Origin of the sequence: Mumia sp. ZJ1417 (assembly GCF_014127285.1) — a bacterium.
In the GTDB taxonomy this organism is placed as follows: Bacteria; Actinomycetota; Actinomycetes; order Propionibacteriales; family Nocardioidaceae; genus Mumia.
The window spans coordinates 348,364-365,214 of sequence record NZ_CP059901.1 but is presented as its reverse complement, the minus strand read 5'-3'; the positions used below and the strand labels follow the sequence as shown (position 1 = coordinate 365,214).

Annotated in this window: 18 protein-coding genes; 7 read left to right on the top strand and 11 right to left on the bottom strand. The window is 72.0% G+C overall.

The window, feature by feature from the left end; genetic code table 11:
* Positions 1-32 precede the first annotated feature (32 nt).
* Together H4N58_RS01715 and H4N58_RS01710 are read right to left on the bottom strand one after the other, a co-directional pair.
* Positions 33-2,543 (bottom strand): sodium-translocating pyrophosphatase, encoded by a 2,511-nt coding sequence (locus tag H4N58_RS01715; RefSeq protein ID WP_167001267.1) that lies wholly within the window; start codon positions 2,541-2,543, stop codon positions 33-35.
* A 190-nt stretch (positions 2,544-2,733) separates the two neighbouring features.
* Positions 2,734-3,078: an STAS domain-containing protein gene (locus tag H4N58_RS01710; RefSeq protein WP_167001266.1), complete on the bottom strand. Its 345-nt coding sequence runs from the start codon at positions 3,076-3,078 to the stop codon at positions 2,734-2,736.
* Positions 3,079-3,199: 121 nt separating this feature from the next.
* On the opposite strand from H4N58_RS01710, the gene H4N58_RS01705 reads away from it, so the two are divergent.
* Positions 3,200-5,569, top strand: coding sequence for a DEAD/DEAH box helicase (locus H4N58_RS01705; protein ID WP_243842857.1), 2,370 nt, complete (start codon positions 3,200-3,202; stop codon positions 5,567-5,569).
* Between the two features lie 30 nt (positions 5,570-5,599).
* Positions 5,600-6,019, top strand: a complete 420-nt coding sequence (locus H4N58_RS01700) for a LapA family protein (protein ID WP_167001262.1) — start codon at positions 5,600-5,602, stop codon at positions 6,017-6,019.
* Here the strand turns inward: H4N58_RS01700 and H4N58_RS01695 are convergent.
* From H4N58_RS01695 to ssd, 7 genes are all read right to left on the bottom strand, one after another.
* Positions 5,989-6,375 carry an Rv3654c family TadE-like protein gene (locus H4N58_RS01695; RefSeq protein ID WP_167001260.1) on the bottom strand — a complete coding sequence of 129 codons (387 nt, stop codon included), beginning with the start codon at positions 6,373-6,375 and terminating at the stop codon, positions 5,989-5,991. The genes H4N58_RS01700 and H4N58_RS01695 overlap by 31 nt on opposite strands.
* The gene (locus H4N58_RS01690) at positions 6,372-6,746 is read right to left on the bottom strand and encodes a TadE family protein (protein WP_167001258.1); all 375 of its coding nucleotides are present in this window, start codon (positions 6,744-6,746) and stop codon (positions 6,372-6,374) included. Before H4N58_RS01690 ends, H4N58_RS01695 begins: the two co-directional genes overlap by 4 nt.
* A 73-nt stretch (positions 6,747-6,819) precedes the next feature.
* Positions 6,820-7,008: a DUF4244 domain-containing protein gene (locus tag H4N58_RS01685; protein WP_167001256.1), complete on the bottom strand. Its 189-nt coding sequence runs from the start codon at positions 7,006-7,008 to the stop codon at positions 6,820-6,822.
* 133 nt (positions 7,009-7,141) lie between these two features.
* Positions 7,142-7,867, bottom strand: a complete 726-nt coding sequence (locus H4N58_RS01680; protein ID WP_208322234.1) for a type II secretion system F family protein — start codon at positions 7,865-7,867, stop codon at positions 7,142-7,144.
* Positions 7,864-8,673, bottom strand: coding sequence for a type II secretion system F family protein (locus H4N58_RS01675; RefSeq protein WP_167249309.1), 810 nt, complete (start codon positions 8,671-8,673; stop codon positions 7,864-7,866). Before H4N58_RS01675 ends, H4N58_RS01680 begins: the two co-directional genes overlap by 4 nt.
* Positions 8,670-9,896, bottom strand: coding sequence for a TadA family conjugal transfer-associated ATPase (locus tag H4N58_RS01670; RefSeq protein WP_167001251.1), 1,227 nt, complete (start codon positions 9,894-9,896; stop codon positions 8,670-8,672). Before H4N58_RS01670 ends, H4N58_RS01675 begins: the two co-directional genes overlap by 4 nt.
* Positions 9,893-10,996, bottom strand: coding sequence for a septum site-determining protein Ssd (gene ssd, locus H4N58_RS01665; RefSeq protein WP_167249311.1), 1,104 nt, complete (start codon positions 10,994-10,996; stop codon positions 9,893-9,895). The genes H4N58_RS01670 and ssd overlap by 4 nt, the downstream gene beginning before the upstream one ends.
* 132 nt (positions 10,997-11,128) lie before the next feature.
* On the opposite strand from ssd, the gene H4N58_RS01660 reads away from it, so the two are divergent.
* Positions 11,129-11,962: an HAD family phosphatase gene (locus H4N58_RS01660; RefSeq protein WP_243842856.1), complete on the top strand. Its 834-nt coding sequence runs from the start codon at positions 11,129-11,131 to the stop codon at positions 11,960-11,962.
* A gap of 337 nt (positions 11,963-12,299) precedes the next feature.
* Here the strand turns inward: H4N58_RS01660 and H4N58_RS01655 are convergent, their stop codons facing one another.
* A complete protein-coding gene (locus tag H4N58_RS01655) occupies positions 12,300-13,040 on the bottom strand; it encodes an oxidoreductase (protein ID WP_167249313.1) in 741 nt (246 codons plus the stop codon).
* Positions 13,041-13,090: 50 nt separating this feature from the next.
* Between H4N58_RS01655 and H4N58_RS01650 the strand changes: the two genes are divergently transcribed.
* From H4N58_RS01650 to H4N58_RS01640, 3 genes are all read left to right on the top strand, one after another.
* Positions 13,091-13,876, top strand: coding sequence for a class I SAM-dependent methyltransferase (locus tag H4N58_RS01650; protein WP_167249315.1), 786 nt, complete (start codon positions 13,091-13,093; stop codon positions 13,874-13,876).
* Between the two features lie 70 nt (positions 13,877-13,946).
* On the top strand, positions 13,947-14,282 hold the full coding sequence (locus H4N58_RS01645) for a helix-turn-helix domain-containing protein (RefSeq protein ID WP_304608944.1): 336 nt from the start codon (positions 13,947-13,949) through the stop codon (positions 14,280-14,282).
* The gene (locus tag H4N58_RS01640; RefSeq protein ID WP_167249316.1) at positions 14,258-14,854 is read left to right on the top strand and encodes a DUF402 domain-containing protein; all 597 of its coding nucleotides are present in this window, start codon (positions 14,258-14,260) and stop codon (positions 14,852-14,854) included. Before H4N58_RS01645 ends, H4N58_RS01640 begins: the two co-directional genes overlap by 25 nt.
* 29 nt (positions 14,855-14,883) lie before the next feature.
* Here the strand turns inward: H4N58_RS01640 and H4N58_RS01635 are convergent, their stop codons facing one another.
* Positions 14,884-15,258, bottom strand: a complete 375-nt coding sequence (locus H4N58_RS01635; RefSeq protein WP_167001239.1) for a VOC family protein — start codon at positions 15,256-15,258, stop codon at positions 14,884-14,886.
* A 73-nt stretch (positions 15,259-15,331) separates the two neighbouring features.
* Between H4N58_RS01635 and H4N58_RS01630 the strand changes: the two genes are divergently transcribed.
* Positions 15,332-16,789: a GuaB1 family IMP dehydrogenase-related protein gene (locus H4N58_RS01630; RefSeq protein ID WP_167001237.1), complete on the top strand. Its 1,458-nt coding sequence runs from the start codon at positions 15,332-15,334 to the stop codon at positions 16,787-16,789.
* Positions 16,790-16,851: the final 62 nt, after the last annotated feature.

Here is a 16,851-nt window from a genome sequence, read left to right as displayed (position 1 = left end):
CGCTGGACCTCGGATCATCCCTCGCCTCAGGGTCAGATCGGACGGGGGTCCTGCCAACCGGACTCGTCGTACTCCGGGGCACCCGGCACCGGGCCTCGGCGAGGCTCGCGGTCCTCGTCGCTGGTCGGCTCGTAGTCGACCCCGGGCTCCTGCAGCGCGTCCGGATCGGTGCCGTGGCCGCCGCCGTCGCCGCCGTCGGCGCTCCCCGGATCGTCGGTGATCGCCGACCGGCGCATCTTGGAGACGACGACCGCGGCGACGATGATCGCGACCGAGACGCCGGCGATGAGATAGCGCAGCACGTCGTTGGAGTCAGCCCCGTACGAGAGCGTCACCACGGCCGGTGCGATGAGGAGCGCGACGAGGTTCATCACCTTGAGGAGCGGGTTGAGCGACGGGCCCGCAGTGTCCTTGAACGGGTCGCCGACCGTGTCGCCGATGATGGTCGCCTCGTGGGCGTCGGAGCCCTTGCCGCCGTAGTGGCCGTCCTCGACGAGCTTCTTGGCGTTGTCCCACGAGCCGCCGGAGTTGGCGAGCATGACCGCCATCAGAGCGCCCGCACCGATCGCGCCGGCGAGGTACGAGCCGAGTGCGCTGACCCCGAGCCCGAAGCCGACGGCGATCGGCGCGAAGATCGCGAGCACTCCCGGCGTCGCCAGCTCGCGCAGTGAGTCACGGGTGCAGATGTCGACCACACGACCGTACTCAGGACGACCGGTGCCCTCCATGATCCCGGGGATCTCGCGGAACTGGCGACGAACCTCGTACACGACGGCGCCGGCGGCGCGCCCGACGGCGGCGATCGCCAGGCCCGAGAAGAGGAACACCACCGAGGCGCCGATGATCAGACCGACGAGGTTGTTGGGCTCGGCGATGTTGAGCACGCCCAGCAGGCCGAGCAGGTCGCCGACCGCGATCCCGCTCGCGTCGGTGATGCTCGCCGCCTCCCGGGTGATCGTGTCGGTGAACGCTCCGAACAGCGCGGTCGCCGCGAGCACGGCCGTCGCGATCGCGATGCCCTTGGTGATCGCCTTGGTGGTGTTGCCGACCGCATCGAGCTCGGTGAGGATCTGGGCGCCGTTCTCGTCGACGTCGCCCGACATCTCGGCGATCCCCTGCGCGTTGTCGCTCACGGGACCGAACGTGTCCATCGCGACGATCACGCCGACGGTGGTGAGCAGGCCGCAGCCCGCCAACGCCACCGCGAACAGCGAGACCAGGAGCGCACCACCGCCGAGGAGGAACGCCCCGTACACCGCTGCGCCGATCACCAGGGCCGTGTAGACCGCCGACTCGAGGCCGAGCGAGAACCCGGAGAGGATGACGGTGGCCGGACCGGTGAGCGCAGTCTTGGCGACGTCCTTGACCGGAGAGTGCTCAGTGCCGGTGAAGTAGCCGGTCAGCGCGAGGATCACGGACGCCAGGACGATGCCGATGAGCACGGCGACGATGGCGACGACCTGCGGGTTGAACTCGCCTGCCTGCGAACCGAGGCCGAGCTGCCCGAACAAGCCTTCGATCGCGGTGACGCCACCGGCGTCAACGAGGTCCTCCGAGCTGGAGGGCAGATAGATGAACGCGGCGATCGTGCATCCCACCGCTGAGACGATCGCGGAGAGGTAGAACGCGCGGTTGATCGTGGTGAGGCCGCCTTCGCCCGCCCGTGGGCGTGTCAGGAAGACGCCGAGGATCGCGGTGAGCGCGCCGATCGCCGGGACGATCAGCGGGAAGACGAGACCGTGCTCGCCGAAGGTCACCGAGCCGAGGATGAGTGCGGCCACGAGCGTGACCGCGTACGACTCGAAGAGGTCGGCGGCCATGCCGGCGCAGTCGCCGACGTTGTCGCCCACGTTGTCGGCGATCGTGGCGGCGTTGCGCGGGTCGTCCTCGGGGATGCCCTGCTCCACCTTGCCGACGAGGTCGGCGCCCACGTCTGCGGCCTTGGTGAAGATGCCTCCGCCGACTCGCATGAACATCGCGAGCAGCGCGGCGCCGAAGCCGAAGCCCTCGAGCACCGACGGCGCCTCACCCTTGTAGATGAGGACGACGACCGCGGCACCGAGAAGCCCGAGGCCGACGGTCGACATGCCGACGACGCCTCCGGTCCGGAAGGCGATCCGCATCGCCGGGTCACGCCCCTCGTTTTGCGCGGCGGCGGCGACCCGCACGTTGGCGCGCACGGCGAGCCACATGCCGAGATAGCCGATCGTCGCGGAGAACAACGCGCCGACGAGGAAGAAGATCGAGCGTCCGACGCGGATATTCGCATCGCCAGGAAGGATGAACAGGAGCAGGAAGGCCAGCACGACGAAGACGCCGAGCGTCTTGAACTGCCGTGTCAGGTAGGCCGAGGCGCCCTCCTGGACCGCCCGACCGATCTCCTGCATCCGCTCGGTGCCTTCGGCGGCCTCGAGGACTTGCTTGCGGAACACCGCGGCCATCACCAATGAGATGACGCCGATGACGGCGACTCCGACGACCAACCCCAGGTTCGTACCCGTGAGGGACAGGTCTTCGGATGCTGCCAGGGGAACGTAGGACATGCGGATCCTTCCTCGGCATCGCGCGGTGAAGCGCTGACTCAGGCGTGCCCGAACAGACAATCAGCAACGTGACGTACGACACAACCGTTTCGGCGACAGACACGCGGATTTGTGTCAGGGACGTGACGTCAGCCCGCCCTGGGGCGGCTGTACGGCCCTGGGACGGTGTGAGCGGCGCGGTGAACGGCGTTCAGGCGGCGTGCGCGGCGACGGCGTCGTCGACCGTGCCGAAGATGCCGAACACCTTAGTGAGCCCGGTGATCTCGAAGATCTTGAGGAGACGCGCACGGGTGCAGACGACGTCAAGGCTGCCGTCGTAGGCACGGACGCGCTTCAGACCGCCGACGAGGACCCCGAGTCCGGTGGAGTCCAGGAAGTCGACCTTCTCCACGTCGACGATGACGTGGTGGTGGCCGCTCTCGATGAGATCGGCGAGCGCCTCCCGCAGGCGCGGCGCCGTGTAGACGTCGATCTCGCCCGCAACCTCGACGATGCGGAAGCCGTCGAGCGCTCGGGTCTCGAGTGACAGGTCCACCGCGGGCTCCTGCTCGTACGACAGCGGGACAGGCACAATTCAACCACGCGGACGCTGCTCCCCGTGGGGTTCCTGCCTGGCTGCTCGTGGGCTCGTTTGCCGGTCTTGGGAGACTCGTAGGGTGGCCGATCCGATCGAGACCTTGCTGCGGCTGCCCGGGGCCTCCGACGGCCGGCTCGTCCACCTCGCACGCGAGGAGGCCCGCACCGCCGTTCATGCGCAGTGGCCCAGTTGGGTCGACGACGCGCTGCGGACTCGACTGCGCTCTGTCGGCATCGACACCCTGTGGGCCCACCAGGTCGAGGCGGCAGACCTCGCGCACTCCGGACGACACGTCGTCGTGGCCACCGGGACGGCCTCCGGCAAGTCGGCGGCGTACCAGCTGCCGGCTCTCACTGCGCTCGGCGCGGGCAGAGCAGCCGACGAGCGGCGCGGCCGCGGCCCGACCGTCCTCTATCTCGCACCGACGAAGGCGCTCGCCCACGACCAGCTGCAAGGGCTCGACGTCCTCACGGCCGGCTGGGAGGCGGTGCGCGCGGCAGCGGTCGACGGCGACAACACGCGCGAGGAACGCCAGTGGGCCCGCGACCACGCCAACTACATCGTGACCAACCCCGATCTCCTGCACCGCACCGTGCTGCCCTCGCACAGCCGATGGGCGCGATTCTTGTCGGGACTGCGCTATGTCGTCGTCGACGAGTGCCACCACTATCGCGGGGTGTTCGGCTCGCACGTCTCCCACGTCCTGCGCCGGCTCCGTCGGATCGCTGCCCACTACGGCGCAGACCCGACGTTCGTGCTCGCTTCGGCGACGGTCGCCGACCCCGGTGTCTCCGCCTCGCGGCTCACCGGGCTCGACGTGCACGCGGTCACCGACGACGCCGCGCCGAAGGGGGAGGTCGCGCTCGCGCTCTGGGAGCCGCCGCTCGTCGACGCCGGGGCGGGCGAGAACGGCGCCCCCGTACGACGGCCTGCGTCGGTCGAGGCCGCCGGGCTGCTCACCGACCTGGTCGCGTCCGGCGTGCGCACCCTCGCCTTCGTCCGGTCTCGCCGCGGTGCGGAGTCCGTCGCCATGTCGGCGCGGCGGATGCTCGCCGAGGTCGACGCGTCGCTGCCCGAGCGCGTGACGACCTATCGCGGCGGCTACCTCCCGGAGGAGCGTCGCGCCATCGAGCGCGACCTGAGGAGCGGGTCCCTGCTCGGCCTGGCGAGCACCAACGCGCTCGAGCTGGGCATCGACGTGGCCGGTCTCGACGCTGTCGTCACCACGGGCTTCCCTGGCACCCGTGCGGCGCTCCGGCAGCAGTTCGGGCGGGCGGGGCGCGACGGGTCCCGCGCCGTCGGGATCTTCGTCGCCCGCGACGACCCGCTCGACACCTATCTGGTGCATCACCCGGAGGCCCTCCTCGGTGCTCCCGTGGAAGGCACGGTCTTCGACCCGTCCAACCCGCACGTGATCGGCCCGCACCTCGCCGCGGCCGCACAGGAGCTCCCGCTGACCGACGGCGACCTCGGCCTGTTCGGGGAGGGCGCCGCCGAGGGGGTGGCTGCCCTCACCGCCGCGGGATGGCTGCGACGGCGTCCGCAGGGGTGGTTCTGGACGAAGCGTGAGCGCGCGGCCGACCTCGTCGACATCCGCTCGGTGGGAGGGCCCGCGGTGCAGATCGTGGACGACGACACAGGCCGCCTCCTCGGCACCGTCGATGGTGGACGCGCCGACGCGACCGTGCACGAGGGTGCTGTCTACGTGCATCGCGGCGAGACCTACGTGGTCGAGCAGTACGACCCCGGTGACGGCGTCGCCCTCGTACGGCCCGACCGTCCGGACTACACGACCACCGCCCGGTCGGTGACCGACATCGCGATCGTCGACCAGCGCGACGCCGTGCCGTGGGGCCGGGCGACTGTCGCCTTCGGAGACGTCGACGTGACCAGCCGCGTCGTGTCGTACGTGAAGCGGCGCTCGGGCAGCGCGCAGGTCCTCGGAGAGATGCCGCTCGACCTGCCCGAGCACACGCTGCGGACCACTGCGGTGTGGTGGACGCTGCCCGGTCGGGTCGTCGAGTCGCTCGCGCTCGACCCGGCCGAGGTGCCGGGAGCCGCCCATGCGGCCGAGCACGCGTCGATCGGCCTTCTCCCGCTGCTCGCCACCTGCGACCGCTGGGACATCGGCGGGGTCTCGACCGCCCTCCACCCCGACACGGGGATGCTCACCGTCTTCGTGCACGACGGCCTCCCTGGTGGTGCGGGCTTCGCCCGGCGGGGGTACGACGTCGCGCACCGCTGGCTGTCGATGACGCGCGACGCGATCGCCTCGTGCGGGTGCGACGTCGGCTGCCCCTCCTGCGTGCAGTCGCCGAAGTGCGGCAACGGCAACAACCCGCTGTCGAAGCGCGGTGCCGTCGTCCTGCTCGACGCGCTGCTCGCGGACGCGCCCGACGCTCCGGGTGCCGCGGCCACGTCCCCGGTGGGAGACGCCGAATCTCGTTAGGGTGGCTCCACCATCGCGAGGGGGATGTCGATGATCGCTCTGGGTGTCCTGCTGCTGGCGCTGGCCGTTCTCGTGGGTGTCGTCGTCTCCGTGGAAGCCACCGAGGCAGTCTCGGTGGAGTTCCTCGGGTGGGACGTCACGACCGACGGCGTCGGCGCCTTCTGGATCGGCGCGGGCAGCATGCTCGTCGCCGTCGTCGGCCTGGGACTGATCACGCGCGGGCTGCGCCGCTCGTACCAGGTGCGCAAGGAGAACCGTCAGCTTCGCAAGGAGCACCGCCGGCTGGAGCAGCAGCGCGCGCAGGAGTCGCGTCCCGCGGAGCCCTCCGCACTGTCGGAACCGACATCGAAGACCCCTCGCGAGGAGCCGCCGTACGAGCCGGACGACTTCGCCGGCGAGGGCGGAGCGGACGAGGGCCCTCATCGCCCACCTCCGGCCGCGGGGACGTAGTCGCGCGGCGCCGCCCTCGCCGTGCGCTTCAGGGTGAGGGTCACGCCCCACGTCCGCGCGCTGCGCTCGACGACGACGGTGGCGACCGCGGCGTCGAGCGCGCACGAGCGAAGCCGGACCTCGTTGGCCGCGGCGATGCGCTCCGCCTGGGCGCACCCGTCGCCACCGCCGTCAGCCGACCCGCTGGCGGCGAGCGCCGTCAGGTCTGCGGCAGCGGTGACCTGGTGCTGGAGCCGCGCGAGCGCCGCGACCTGCACAGCGATCGCGAACGCGGTCGCAAAAACCGTCACCACCACGAGACCGTAGACCGCGCCCGCTCCCCCCTCGGTCCGCAGCGCTGACAGACGGCCGATCACGGTCGGCTCGCGGACTCGTCGGCGCTCACCGCGGACGCGTCGAGGTCGACCGCGAGCTGCCGGACGACGGGCAGCTCGACGCGGGACCTCAGGCGCACGATCACCCGGGTCGTCGCCTCGTCCTCCCCGTCGACGACCTCCACCGTGGCCCCCTCGGGAGCCATCTGCTCCACGGCATCGACGACATCCTCCCTGTCGTCGCCGCGAGCGGCCATGCGCGCTCCCTCTCGCGCCGCATCGACCAGCCGCACATGGGTGACCCCGAGGCTCACCACCCACACGAGCGCGAACGCCAGGGCGACCAGGAACGGCAGGACCATCGCCGTCTCTGCCGTCACCATCCCTCGCTCACGTCCTCCACCTGCCGCCACCGCTTCTCCTCTCACCGTGGACCGGGTCCAGCGGTCGGGTGCGACCGCCGGACCCGCCGAGCCTCGGGCGTGCTCACATGAACGGGAGCAGCTCGATCCCCTTCTCGAAAACGCCCTTGACGAAGTCGTTGAACCAGTCCGACGTCGCGATGGTGTAGATGGCGCCGCCGACGGTGCAGGCACCCACGGTGCCGACGGCGTACTCGGAGGTGGTCATCCCCTGCTCGTTGGCACGTGCCCGCAGCTGCTTCAGGTATCGCATGTCGCTCTCCTCGATCGGTGTCGTGACGCCCGCCGCTCGGGCGCACCTACAAGGTGGGTCCGTCTTCTCCCTCCTGACGCGGAGCGAGCCTCGGCTGGGGAAGGCGCCCGGTTGTGGAGGCGCGCGTGCAGCGTCAGAGGTCGAGCGACGCGAAGGTCGCCACCACCGTGGGGACCACACCGAGCAGCAGGAAGGCTGGCAGGAAGCAGGCGCCGAGCGGTGCCGCCGTACGAACCCCCACGGCGCGCGCACGCTCCAGAGCGGCGGCACGTTGGACGGCACGCAGGTCGTCCGCGGCGCGCTCGAGCACCCGTCTCACGGCGGTGCCGCTGCGCGCCGCACGGGCGAACGCGCGAGCCAAGGGGGCGAGCACGGGATCGTCGTGCAGCTCGCGCCACACGGCGGCCGGATCGGCGCCGAGGCTCAGCCGCGCGACGACGCCGTGCAGACGCGCGCCCAGTGGGCCGTCAACCGCGTCGGCGACGACGGCCAGGACCTGCATGGTCGGCCGCCCCGCGACCACCGCCGCCACGACCAGGTCGAGCGCGAGCGGCAGGTCCCTCATCTCTCGCTCACGCTGGCGCCGGTGCGCGGCAGGCTCGAGCCTGCTCACCCACCAGGTGACGCCCGCCCCGGCGAGGAGGCCCAGGACCATACCCGACACTCCGCCCACCACCTGAGAGACCGCAACGACGGCGAGCGCGCCCGCGAACCAGTGCGAGGTGAGCCAGCCCGGTCGTGGACGGCCGGGGGTCGGAGCGGTCTGCTGAGCGCGAAGGTCACGCAACCGCGCCCGGCCGGAGTCATCCGCAGCGAGCGCGACCGCCAGGCACGCGAGAAGGGCGGCGAGCAGGCTCACCTCGCGGCCGACTCCGTGAGGCGCTCGACCCACAGCACCCCTGCGACCGCGAGTGCCGCCCCGCCCGCCAGGCACCACGAGCCGAGGCCCCCACCCAGCAAGAAGCCGAGTGGGTCTCCGCCGAGCGCCACACCGAGGGCGAGGGCGAGGACGGGCAGCACCGCGAGCAGCCGTGCCGTCGCGCGAGGAGATCCGAGGGCCGCGTCCACCTCACGCAAGAGGTCGTCACGTTCGCGGAGCATCTCGGCAACGCGATCGAGGATCGCCGCCTGGCTCGCACCGCTGCGCGCGCTCACGGACCAGGCGGCGGCGACGTCGCGGAGGCCTTCTGCACCAGGCGCAGTGGAGGCCGCCCGCAGCGCTGTGACGACGTCGCCGCCCAACCGCGCGTGGGAGGCGACGGTGGCGAGCACGACGAAGTCCCTGGCGACCCGGTCGATCGCGAGCGAGGCCGGCGACCCGGAGGCGAGCTCGGACGCGAGCGCCTCACACGCGCCCGCGATCTCGGCGTGGAGCCGGCGACCGTCTGCGCGGCGTCGTCCGCGTGCACGCAACCGCGCCACGACTGCGACGACACCGGACACGACCGCGATGGCCACGAAGGAGACTCCCCACCAGGCGAGGACGACGACCGCGATTGCACCGACGAGCCAGACCCACGACGCGCGAGGCCGCGACCGCACTGCGCCCGCCGCCTCGAAGGCCCGAGGCACGATCCGGCCGGAGCCTGACGGCCCGGCTCCGAGCCATGTCCCGAACGCCGCCAGCAGCATCGCGGCGACCGCCCACGAACCGCCAGCGCTCACGGCGCCGCCTCGCCCTCACCCGTACGACCGAGCACCTCGTCGAGCCGCTCTGCCCCGGGGCCGCGAGCTTTCCTGCCGTCGGCCGCGATCGCCCACGCGGTCTCGCACACCACCGTGCCGTCGCCGGCGCCTTGCAAGGTCGCGACCTCGGCGACGCGCCGGCGTCCGGCCGCGTCCCGGGCGACGTGGACCACGAGATCGAGCGCGGCACCGAGCTGGCTGTGCACCGCGGCCCGCGGCATCCCCGCCGCCATCGCCAGCGCCTCGACCCTCGCGGGGACGTCACGTGGAGTGTTGGCGTGAAGGGTGCCGCATCCACCCTCGTGTCCCGTGTTGAGCGCACCGAGGAGGTCGACCACCTCGGCCCCGCGCACCTCGCCGACGACCAGCCGGTCGGGACGCATCCGCAGCGCCTGGCGGACGAGATCGCGCAGCACCACCGCACCCGCGCCCTCGACGTTGGCCGGCCGTGCCTCGAGCGCGACCACGTGCGGGTGGTCGGGACGCAGCTCGCTGGCGTCCTCGACGACCACGAGGCGCTCGGCCGCAGGCACGGCACCGAGCATCGCCGCGAGCAGGGTCGTCTTGCCCGTACCCGTGCCGCCTGTGACGAGGAAGGCCGCCCGCGCCCGGACGATCGCCGCGAGCACCCCGCGGACGTCCGCCGTGAACGCACCCCGCGCGGCAAGCTCGTCGAGCGAGTACGCCCGACGAGCAGGCACTCGCAGCGACAGCGCCGTGCCGGGCCGGGCGAGTGGCGACAGCACCGCGTGGAGCCTGGTCCCGTCAGGAAGACGTACGTCGACGAAGGGCGAGGCGTCGTCGAGCCGGCGGCCGGCCGCCGCCGCGAGGCGCTGAGCCAAGCGGCGGACAGCGTCGTCGTCCGTGAAGCGCACGTCGGTGCGCTCCAGCCCGGACCCCCGGTCGACGTAGACGTCGTCGGGCCCGTTGACGAGGACGTCGGTCACGCCCTCGGCCCGAAGCAGACGCTCCAACGGACCGGCGCCGACGGTCTCACGATGGAGGGCATCGACGACGGCGAGGACCGTACGGTCGCCGTGGACGTGGCCGCCCGCGCGCAGGGCCGCCGCCACACGATCGGCGGTGGGACGCTCTCCCGCGGCGGCGATCTTGTCGCGGATCTCCTCGATCAACCCCTCATCGGGCGTCTGAGCGGCGCTCGGCGAGGCAAGAGCATCGAGGGTGCGGGAGACGCGCCTCATCGCCCGAGCTCCGGGCCCAAGACGTCGAGCACCTCACGCGCCGCCCGCCGGACCGACGTACGCCTGGCGAGCGGCCCGAGGCCCTCCTCGACCGCGAGTCGGAAGCGTGGGTCGTCGTCGACCGTCGCCACCAGCGGCATGCCGAGGGTGTCCGCGACCAGTTCAGGTGGGAGGCCTCGACGTCGTCGGCGCACCACGAGCCCGACGTTGCTCGCCCACCCGGCTAGCCCCTCGGCGACGCCGGACGCCGCACCGACCGCACGCACATCGTCAGGCACGACGAGGACGACGGAGGTTGCTCGCGCGAGGATCTCCTCGCCCGGTGTGTCGAGGTGGCGCGGCAGATCGGCGACGACGAGGTCATGGACACGCCTGCCCGCCGCCAGGACGGCCCGCACCGTCTCCGGCGCTGCAGGCTCGATCGCCCCGCGATCCCACGCGAGGACCGCCAAGTCGTCGACCCGCGGCAGCGACCTGCTCAGTGCCGCCCCGCTCAGCCTCCCGTGCGTGCCTGTCAGGTCGCTCCACCGCAGCCCGGGCGTCGCCTCGACCCCGAGCAGCACGTCGAGCCCACCGCCCCACGGGTCGGCGTCGACCAGAAGCACGCTCGCGCCACCGTGACGGTCCGTGACCGACCGGTCCCGCGTTGCCGTCATCGCGACCGCTGCCGCGAGCGACGACGCCCCTGCGCCCCCGCAGCCACCGACGACGGCGAGCACCGGCGCGTCCTGGCCGGCACCCTCGACGCCGTCGGCGAGAGCGTCGCAGAGCGTGCTGTCGTCACGTGGGAGGGCGAGAACTCGATCGGCACCGACGGCGAGCGCCACGCCCCACACCTGCGGGTCGGGTGACTCGTCGGCGATCACGACGACGTCAGCTCGTCGCTCCAGCGCGGCCGAGGCCACCTCGTCGAGGGCGTCGTCGCCGATCACGACGAGGCCCGCCCGCGGCCAGAGCTGGCGCGCGGCACCCACGTCGGCGCACACGTTCGGCTCGACGCCTGCGGCCGCGCACAGGCGGAGAACGGACTCGAGCCGCTGCTCAGAGGCGGTGACGAGCAGCGGTCGTACAGGTCCGGCGCTTCCGGTGTAGGCAACCATGACGTGAGCATGTGTCCTCACGAAGCCGGCGGCCTCGAGGAGGCGCTGTGGTGTGGAGGACGCCAGGCTGTGGACCGGCCACGCCCGAATTTCCGGCGACCCCGACCGCCCTCGCTGTCTATGCTTGAACGCGTGACCACGTCCGACGCGACGCCCGTCCCTTCCGCGAGCACCCGCTCCGCGGCGTTCTTCGACCTCGACAAGACGATCATCGCCCGCTCCAGCACGCTGGCGTTCTCCAAGCACTTCTACGACTCCGGCCTCATCAGCCGCCGGTCAGTGCTCCGCAGCGCGTACGCGCAGTTCATGTTCGCCCTGCAGGGTGCCGACGAGGCGCAGATGGAGAAGATGCGCGCCTACCTCACCGCGCTCGTGGAGGGGTGGGACGTCGAGACCGTGCGGCAGGTCGTCGCCGAGACGCTCCACAGTGTCGTCGACCCCCTCGTCTACGTCGAGGCCGTCGACCTGATCGCTGCGCACCGCTCCGCAGGGCGCGACGTGGTCATCGTCTCCGCCTCAGGGTCTGAGGTCGTCGACCCGATCGGCGCGATGCTCGGTGCCGACCACGTGATCGCGACGCGGCTCGTCGAGGAGGACGGCCGCTACACCGGCGAGATCGAGAGGTACGCGTACGGCGAGAACAAGGCCATCGCGATCAGGGAACTCGCCGACGAGCAGGGGTACGACCTCACCGAGTCCTACGCCTACTCCGACTCCGAGACCGACGTGCCGATGCTCGTCGAGGTCGGGCACCCGTACGTCGTCAACCCGGACAAGGCGTTGCGTCGCCTGGCTGCCGAGGAGGACTGGCCGGTGCTCGAGTTCGCCGAGCCGATCGCCCTGAAGAGCCGAGTCTCGCTCGAGTCCACCGGCAGCAAGGTCGCTGTCGCCGGGCTGGCCGCCGCCGCCGTGTCCGCGGCGGCCGGAGTCGCTCTTCACCAGCTCAAACGCCGCCGCTCTGTGTGAGCCTCGCATCTCGCCATCTGCGGCCAAGGGGTAGCCGTAACCGTCCCGAGCGGGTACAAAGGAGACAAGTAAGGCGGCAGATCGAAGACCCGGTACCCACGCGACGACCCTTCCCGTCTTAAAGGGATACCAGCCACGGGAGAACCCATCGAGGCCCCGGACTGGTACTACGGAGTTCAGGACGCCTGGTAGCCGAGAAGACGGTCAGCCAAGGGCGCGCCATCTCGAGCAGGTGGCGCGTCTGCCTGTTCGGACGGCTTCGCCGCCCTCCCACGGGAGCGCGCACGAGGGCTGGGGCGCGCACGGGGGTTGGGGTGTGCGCACAGGGGTTGGGGTGTCAGGAGCGGCTGCGGGGGCCCTTCGGTGGCTCGACAGGCGCCGCCTCCGCGCCGTCCGCGTACGCCTGTGCCGCGTACAGCAGCCACTTGTGCACGCCTGCCGTCCCCTCCGACTCGTACTCGCCCAGCAGCTTCGTGTAGCCCGCCCCCGCAGCCCGGTGACCGGCCTCCGGCACCGTCAGGCTCGCCGGATCGACACCCTTGGCGACGATCACCAGCCGCTCGGCCGCCCGTGCGACGATCCCGTTGTCGGACACGAACGCCCCTGCGGTCGCGATCTCGGCGTGCACGACCGAAGCGACCAGCAGGCCCGGCGCCTCTGTCGGGGCGACCACGGCCTGCGCGAGCGTGCCGAGCCGCCTCGCACCCTCCGGCGACACCGGCCGTCCCAGCTCGTCGTCGCTGACTCGGCCCCGCGCCACCAGCGCGTGGATGCGGGCGATCGCCTGAAGCGGGGCCTTGTGCCACGTCGGGACCAGCGACAGCAGCTCGGTGCTCATCCGCGCGACGGCGAGGGCAAGCGGATCGGCCTCGCCGCGACGCAGGCCGTCCGGATCGTACGGGGCACCGTCGATCGCGGCGCTCGCGGCCGCGCCCAGCAACAGCGAGTCGGCCGTCATCTCGGGCGTGCTGCGGCGCAGACCGCGGTCACGCAGCAGCGAGTCGAGACCGTCACGGGTGGCAGCGAACGCCGACGGGACACCGTCCAGCGCCGTCAGGGCGGAAAAGGGGTCAGGCACGCCCTGCAGGATACGGGGCGGGCCGCGGAGCCGTTGGTAGCCTCGGGCCTGTGGACAGGTCCCCGGAGCGTGCGCGAGCCTTCGACGCGTGCGCCGGAGACTACGCGCACTCCCGACCGTCCTACCCCGAGCGCGCCGTGCGGTGGCTCATCGGTGACGCGCCCGTCCGCGTTCTCGAGCTCGGCGCCGGATCCGGCCAGATGACCACCGCCCTGACGGCGCTCGGGCACGACGTCGTCGCCCTCGACCGCTCCGCCGAGATGCTCGGCAGGCTCGCCAGCCGCCTCGAGGTCCCCGTCGTACGCGCGGTCGCCGAGCGCCTTCCGTTTCCCGCCGGGTCCTTCGACGTCGTCGTGGCCGCGCAGTCGTACCACTGGTTCGACGCCGAGCGCACCCTCCCCGAGGTCGCTCGCGTCCTGCGGACCGGTGGACGTGCCGCGCTCGTCTGGAACACCCGCGACGAGTCCGTCCCGTGGGTCCGCCGCCTCACGGCGATCATCGACGCCGAGCCCGACGACCTCGCGGCGATCACCGACTCGCTGCCGCTCTCGGGGTTGTTCGATCTGCCCGACTCTGCCGACTTCGGCTTCTGGCAGCAGCTCGACCTCGACGCCCTCCTCGCCCTGGTCTCGTCGCGCTCGTCGATCGCCGCACGGGCCCACCGCGAGCGAGAACGTGTCCTCGACCAGGTCCGTGCCCTGTACGAGAGCCACGCCAGCGGGCACAACGGTCTGCGGATGCGGTACGCGACGCGCTGCTACCGCGCGATCGTCCACAAGGACGCCCTCAATCCCTCGTCCGTGCCGCGCGGCGAGCTGCGCATCGGGCTGGGTTGAGCGTCTGCTGAGAGCGAACGAAGCGCGTCTGCGATGGCGCGAACTTGGGTACGCCGCCTAGCGTGAAAGAGTGACCACCTTGCTCGCACCCGTCCCGCCCGCACCGGAGCCCGCCCCGCTGCTGCGTGAGGCGCTGGGCGACGCGCTCCGCGGGGAGCGCCGTGCGCGCGGCAGGACCTTGCGCGACGTTGCGAAGTCCTCCCGAGTCTCGCTGGCCTACCTCTCCGAGATCGAGCGCGGCCAGAAGGAAGCCTCTTCGGAGATCATCGCCTCGGTCTGCACGGCCCTCGGTATCACGATGCTCGACCTCGTCGCCACGGTCGCCCGCGCCTACGCCGTGCACCAGGGAGTCGCGCCGGTGCGCGAGGCCGGCACTCCGCAGTGCCCCGTCGCGATGGCGGCCTGATCGGCACCCCTGGGTCGGCACCGCCGCCCGAGCCCGCACCCGGGACCCTCGTCCGTCAGGTCACGACGAAGTACGGCGGCCACCCGCACTGGGAGTTCGACACGATCGCGCACGCCCGCGACGAGGTCGGTACGTGGCTGTACATGCCGGCAGGGTCGCGCATGGTCCGCCCGGCCCGCGACGTACGGACGGTCGTCGACAGCATCACGCTCGTCCCGCACACCGACCCGTACGTCGCGACGTTCCACGCCGTCGAGGACGATCCGACCAGACGACTGCGGTGGCGTCTCTACGTCGACATGACGACCCCGGCGAGGTGGGAGGCGCCCGATCTCGTGACGATGCTCGACCTCGACCTCGATGTGGTCCTGACGATCGACGGACAGGTCGAGACGCTCGACGCCGACGAGCTCACCGAGCACCGCCTCACGTACGGCTATCCCGACGACCTCGTCACCCTCGCCGAACGCTCCGCCCACGACGTCGCCGACGCGGTCGTACGGCGCCACGAGCCGTTCGGGGAGCTCGGCTGGACACGTCTGCGCGAGGCGCAGGGCGCGTTCTCGCGCTGAGCCGCCCGCCGGCTCAGCGCGCGCCCGCCTCAGCTCGTCGACCAGGCCCCGAGCTCGTTGCCGCTCGGGTCGAGGAAGTGGAAGCGGCGACCGCCGGGGAACGCGTACGGCCCCTCGATGACCTTGCCGCCCGCCGCCGTGACGGACGCGGCGCACGCCTCGAGGTCGTCGGCGTACAGCAGGACGAGGGTCGACCCGCGGGTCACCTCGTCGGCCAGCCGCAGGCCACCCGCCTCCTCGCCCCCGGACTCGGCGGGCGTACGGAAGCCGGCGTACTCGTCGCCGTACGGGACGATCTCCCACCCGAATGCGTCGCGGTAGAACGCGGACGCGGCCGGCAGGTCGGTGACGGCGATCTCGACGTAGTCGACGGACAGCGGGATGGAGTGCTCGTGACCAGGCATGGATCCACCGTCGCACGAAGGTCAGACAGTCTCGACGGGTCCGCGCAACGCCGCCGGTCAGTACCCTGAAAGGGTGCGTTTTCTCAACGACCAGCAGCCGTCCCAGGATCTGACCTACAGCGACGTGTTCATGGTGCCGTCGCGCTCCGACGTCATCTCCCGCTTCGACGTCGATCTCACCACCCCCGACGGCGTCGGCACGACGATCCCGGTCGTCGCGGCCAACATGACGGCGGTCTCTGGACGCCGGATGGCCGAGACCCTGGCGCGTCGAGGCGGGCTTGCCGTCATCCCGCAGGACATCCCGCTCGACGTCGTCGCTCGCTCCGTGGCGCAGGTCAAAGCGGCACACCCGATCTATGACACCCCGGTCTCCGTCACGCCCGACACCACCGTCGGCGAGGCGCTCAGCCTCCTGCACAAGCGCGCCCACGGCGCCGTGCTCGTGGTCGAGGGCGACAAGCCTCTCGGTGTCGTCACCGAGCACGACGGCGCCGAGGTCGACCGGTTCGCGCAGGTCCACGAGGTGATGAGCTCCGACGTGCTCGCGCTCGACGCCGCCGACGACCCCCGTACGGTCTTCGACGCGCTCAGCGAGCACCACCTGTCGTACGCGCCCGTCCTGCACGACGGCGCCCTCGTCGGCGTCGCGACGAAGAAGGGCGCCCTGCGCTCGACGCTCTACACGCCGGCCCTCGACGCCGAAGGCCGCCTCGAGATCGGTGCCGCGATCGGCATCAACGGCGACGTGCGCGGCAAGGCCGAGGCGCTGCTCGCGATGGGCGTCGACGTCCTCGTCGTCGACACCGCGCACGGTCACCAGGACAAGATGCTCCAGGCGCTGCCGCTGGTCGTCGCGGCGCGCGACGCGTACGAGGTCGAGACCGGCCGCCGCGTCCCGGTCGTCGCCGGCAACGTCGTATCGGCCGACGGCACCCGCGACCTCATCGCCGCCGGAGCCGACATCGCCAAGGTCGGCGTCGGTCCGGGCGCGATGTGCACCACCCGCATGATGACCGGTGTCGGACGGCCGCAGTTCTCGGCCGTGCTCGAGTGCGCCACCGCAGCCGCCGACCTCGGCAAGCACGTGTGGGCCGACGGCGGCGTCCGATATCCCCGCGACGTCGCGCTGGCGCTCGCGGCCGGCGGAGCGAGCGTGATGATCGGCTCCTGGCTGGCCGGCACGTACGAGAGCCCGGGCGACCTGCGCATCGGCACGGACGGCCGCCCCTACAAGGAGTCGTTCGGCATGGCCTCGGCCCGCGCGGTCTCCAACCGCACCCGCGACGCGGCCGGCTTCGAGCGCGCCCGGATGGCGCTGTTCGAGGAGGGCATCAGCACCTCCCGCATGTATCTCAACCCCGAGCGCCCCGGCGTGGAGGACCTGATCGACCAGATCATCGCGGGCGTCCGCTCGTCGGCGACGTACGCCGGTGCGCGGAGCATCCCCGAGTTCGCCGAGCGTGCGGTCGTGGGACTGCAGAGCACCGCCGGGTACGAGGAAGGGCGCCCGCTGCACGCCAGCTGGTGACGGCCGCTCGGCGCGGCGATCGCCCGCGCCGTACCCTGTCGGTTCCTTCGGGTACCCCAGCG

Bases quoted from the DNA above. Each gene is read 5' to 3' on its own strand.
- H4N58_RS01700 (WP_167001262.1), top strand. From the start codon at position 5,600: ATGATCGCTCTGGGTGTCCTGCTGCTGGCGCTGGCCGTTCTCGTGGGT.
- H4N58_RS01670 (WP_167001251.1), bottom strand. From the start codon at position 9,896: ATGAGGCGCGTCTCCCGCACCCTCGATGCTCTTGCCTCGCCGAGCGCC.
- H4N58_RS01685 (WP_167001256.1), bottom strand. From the start codon at position 7,008: ATGCGATACCTGAAGCAGCTGCGGGCACGTGCCAACGAGCAGGGGATG.
- H4N58_RS01635 (WP_167001239.1), bottom strand. From the start codon at position 15,258: ATGCCTGGTCACGAGCACTCCATCCCGCTGTCCGTCGACTACGTCGAG.
- ssd (WP_167249311.1), bottom strand. From the start codon at position 10,996: ATGGTTGCCTACACCGGAAGCGCCGGACCTGTACGACCGCTGCTCGTC.
- H4N58_RS01715 (WP_167001267.1), bottom strand. From the start codon at position 2,543: ATGTCCTACGTTCCCCTGGCAGCATCCGAAGACCTGTCCCTCACGGGT.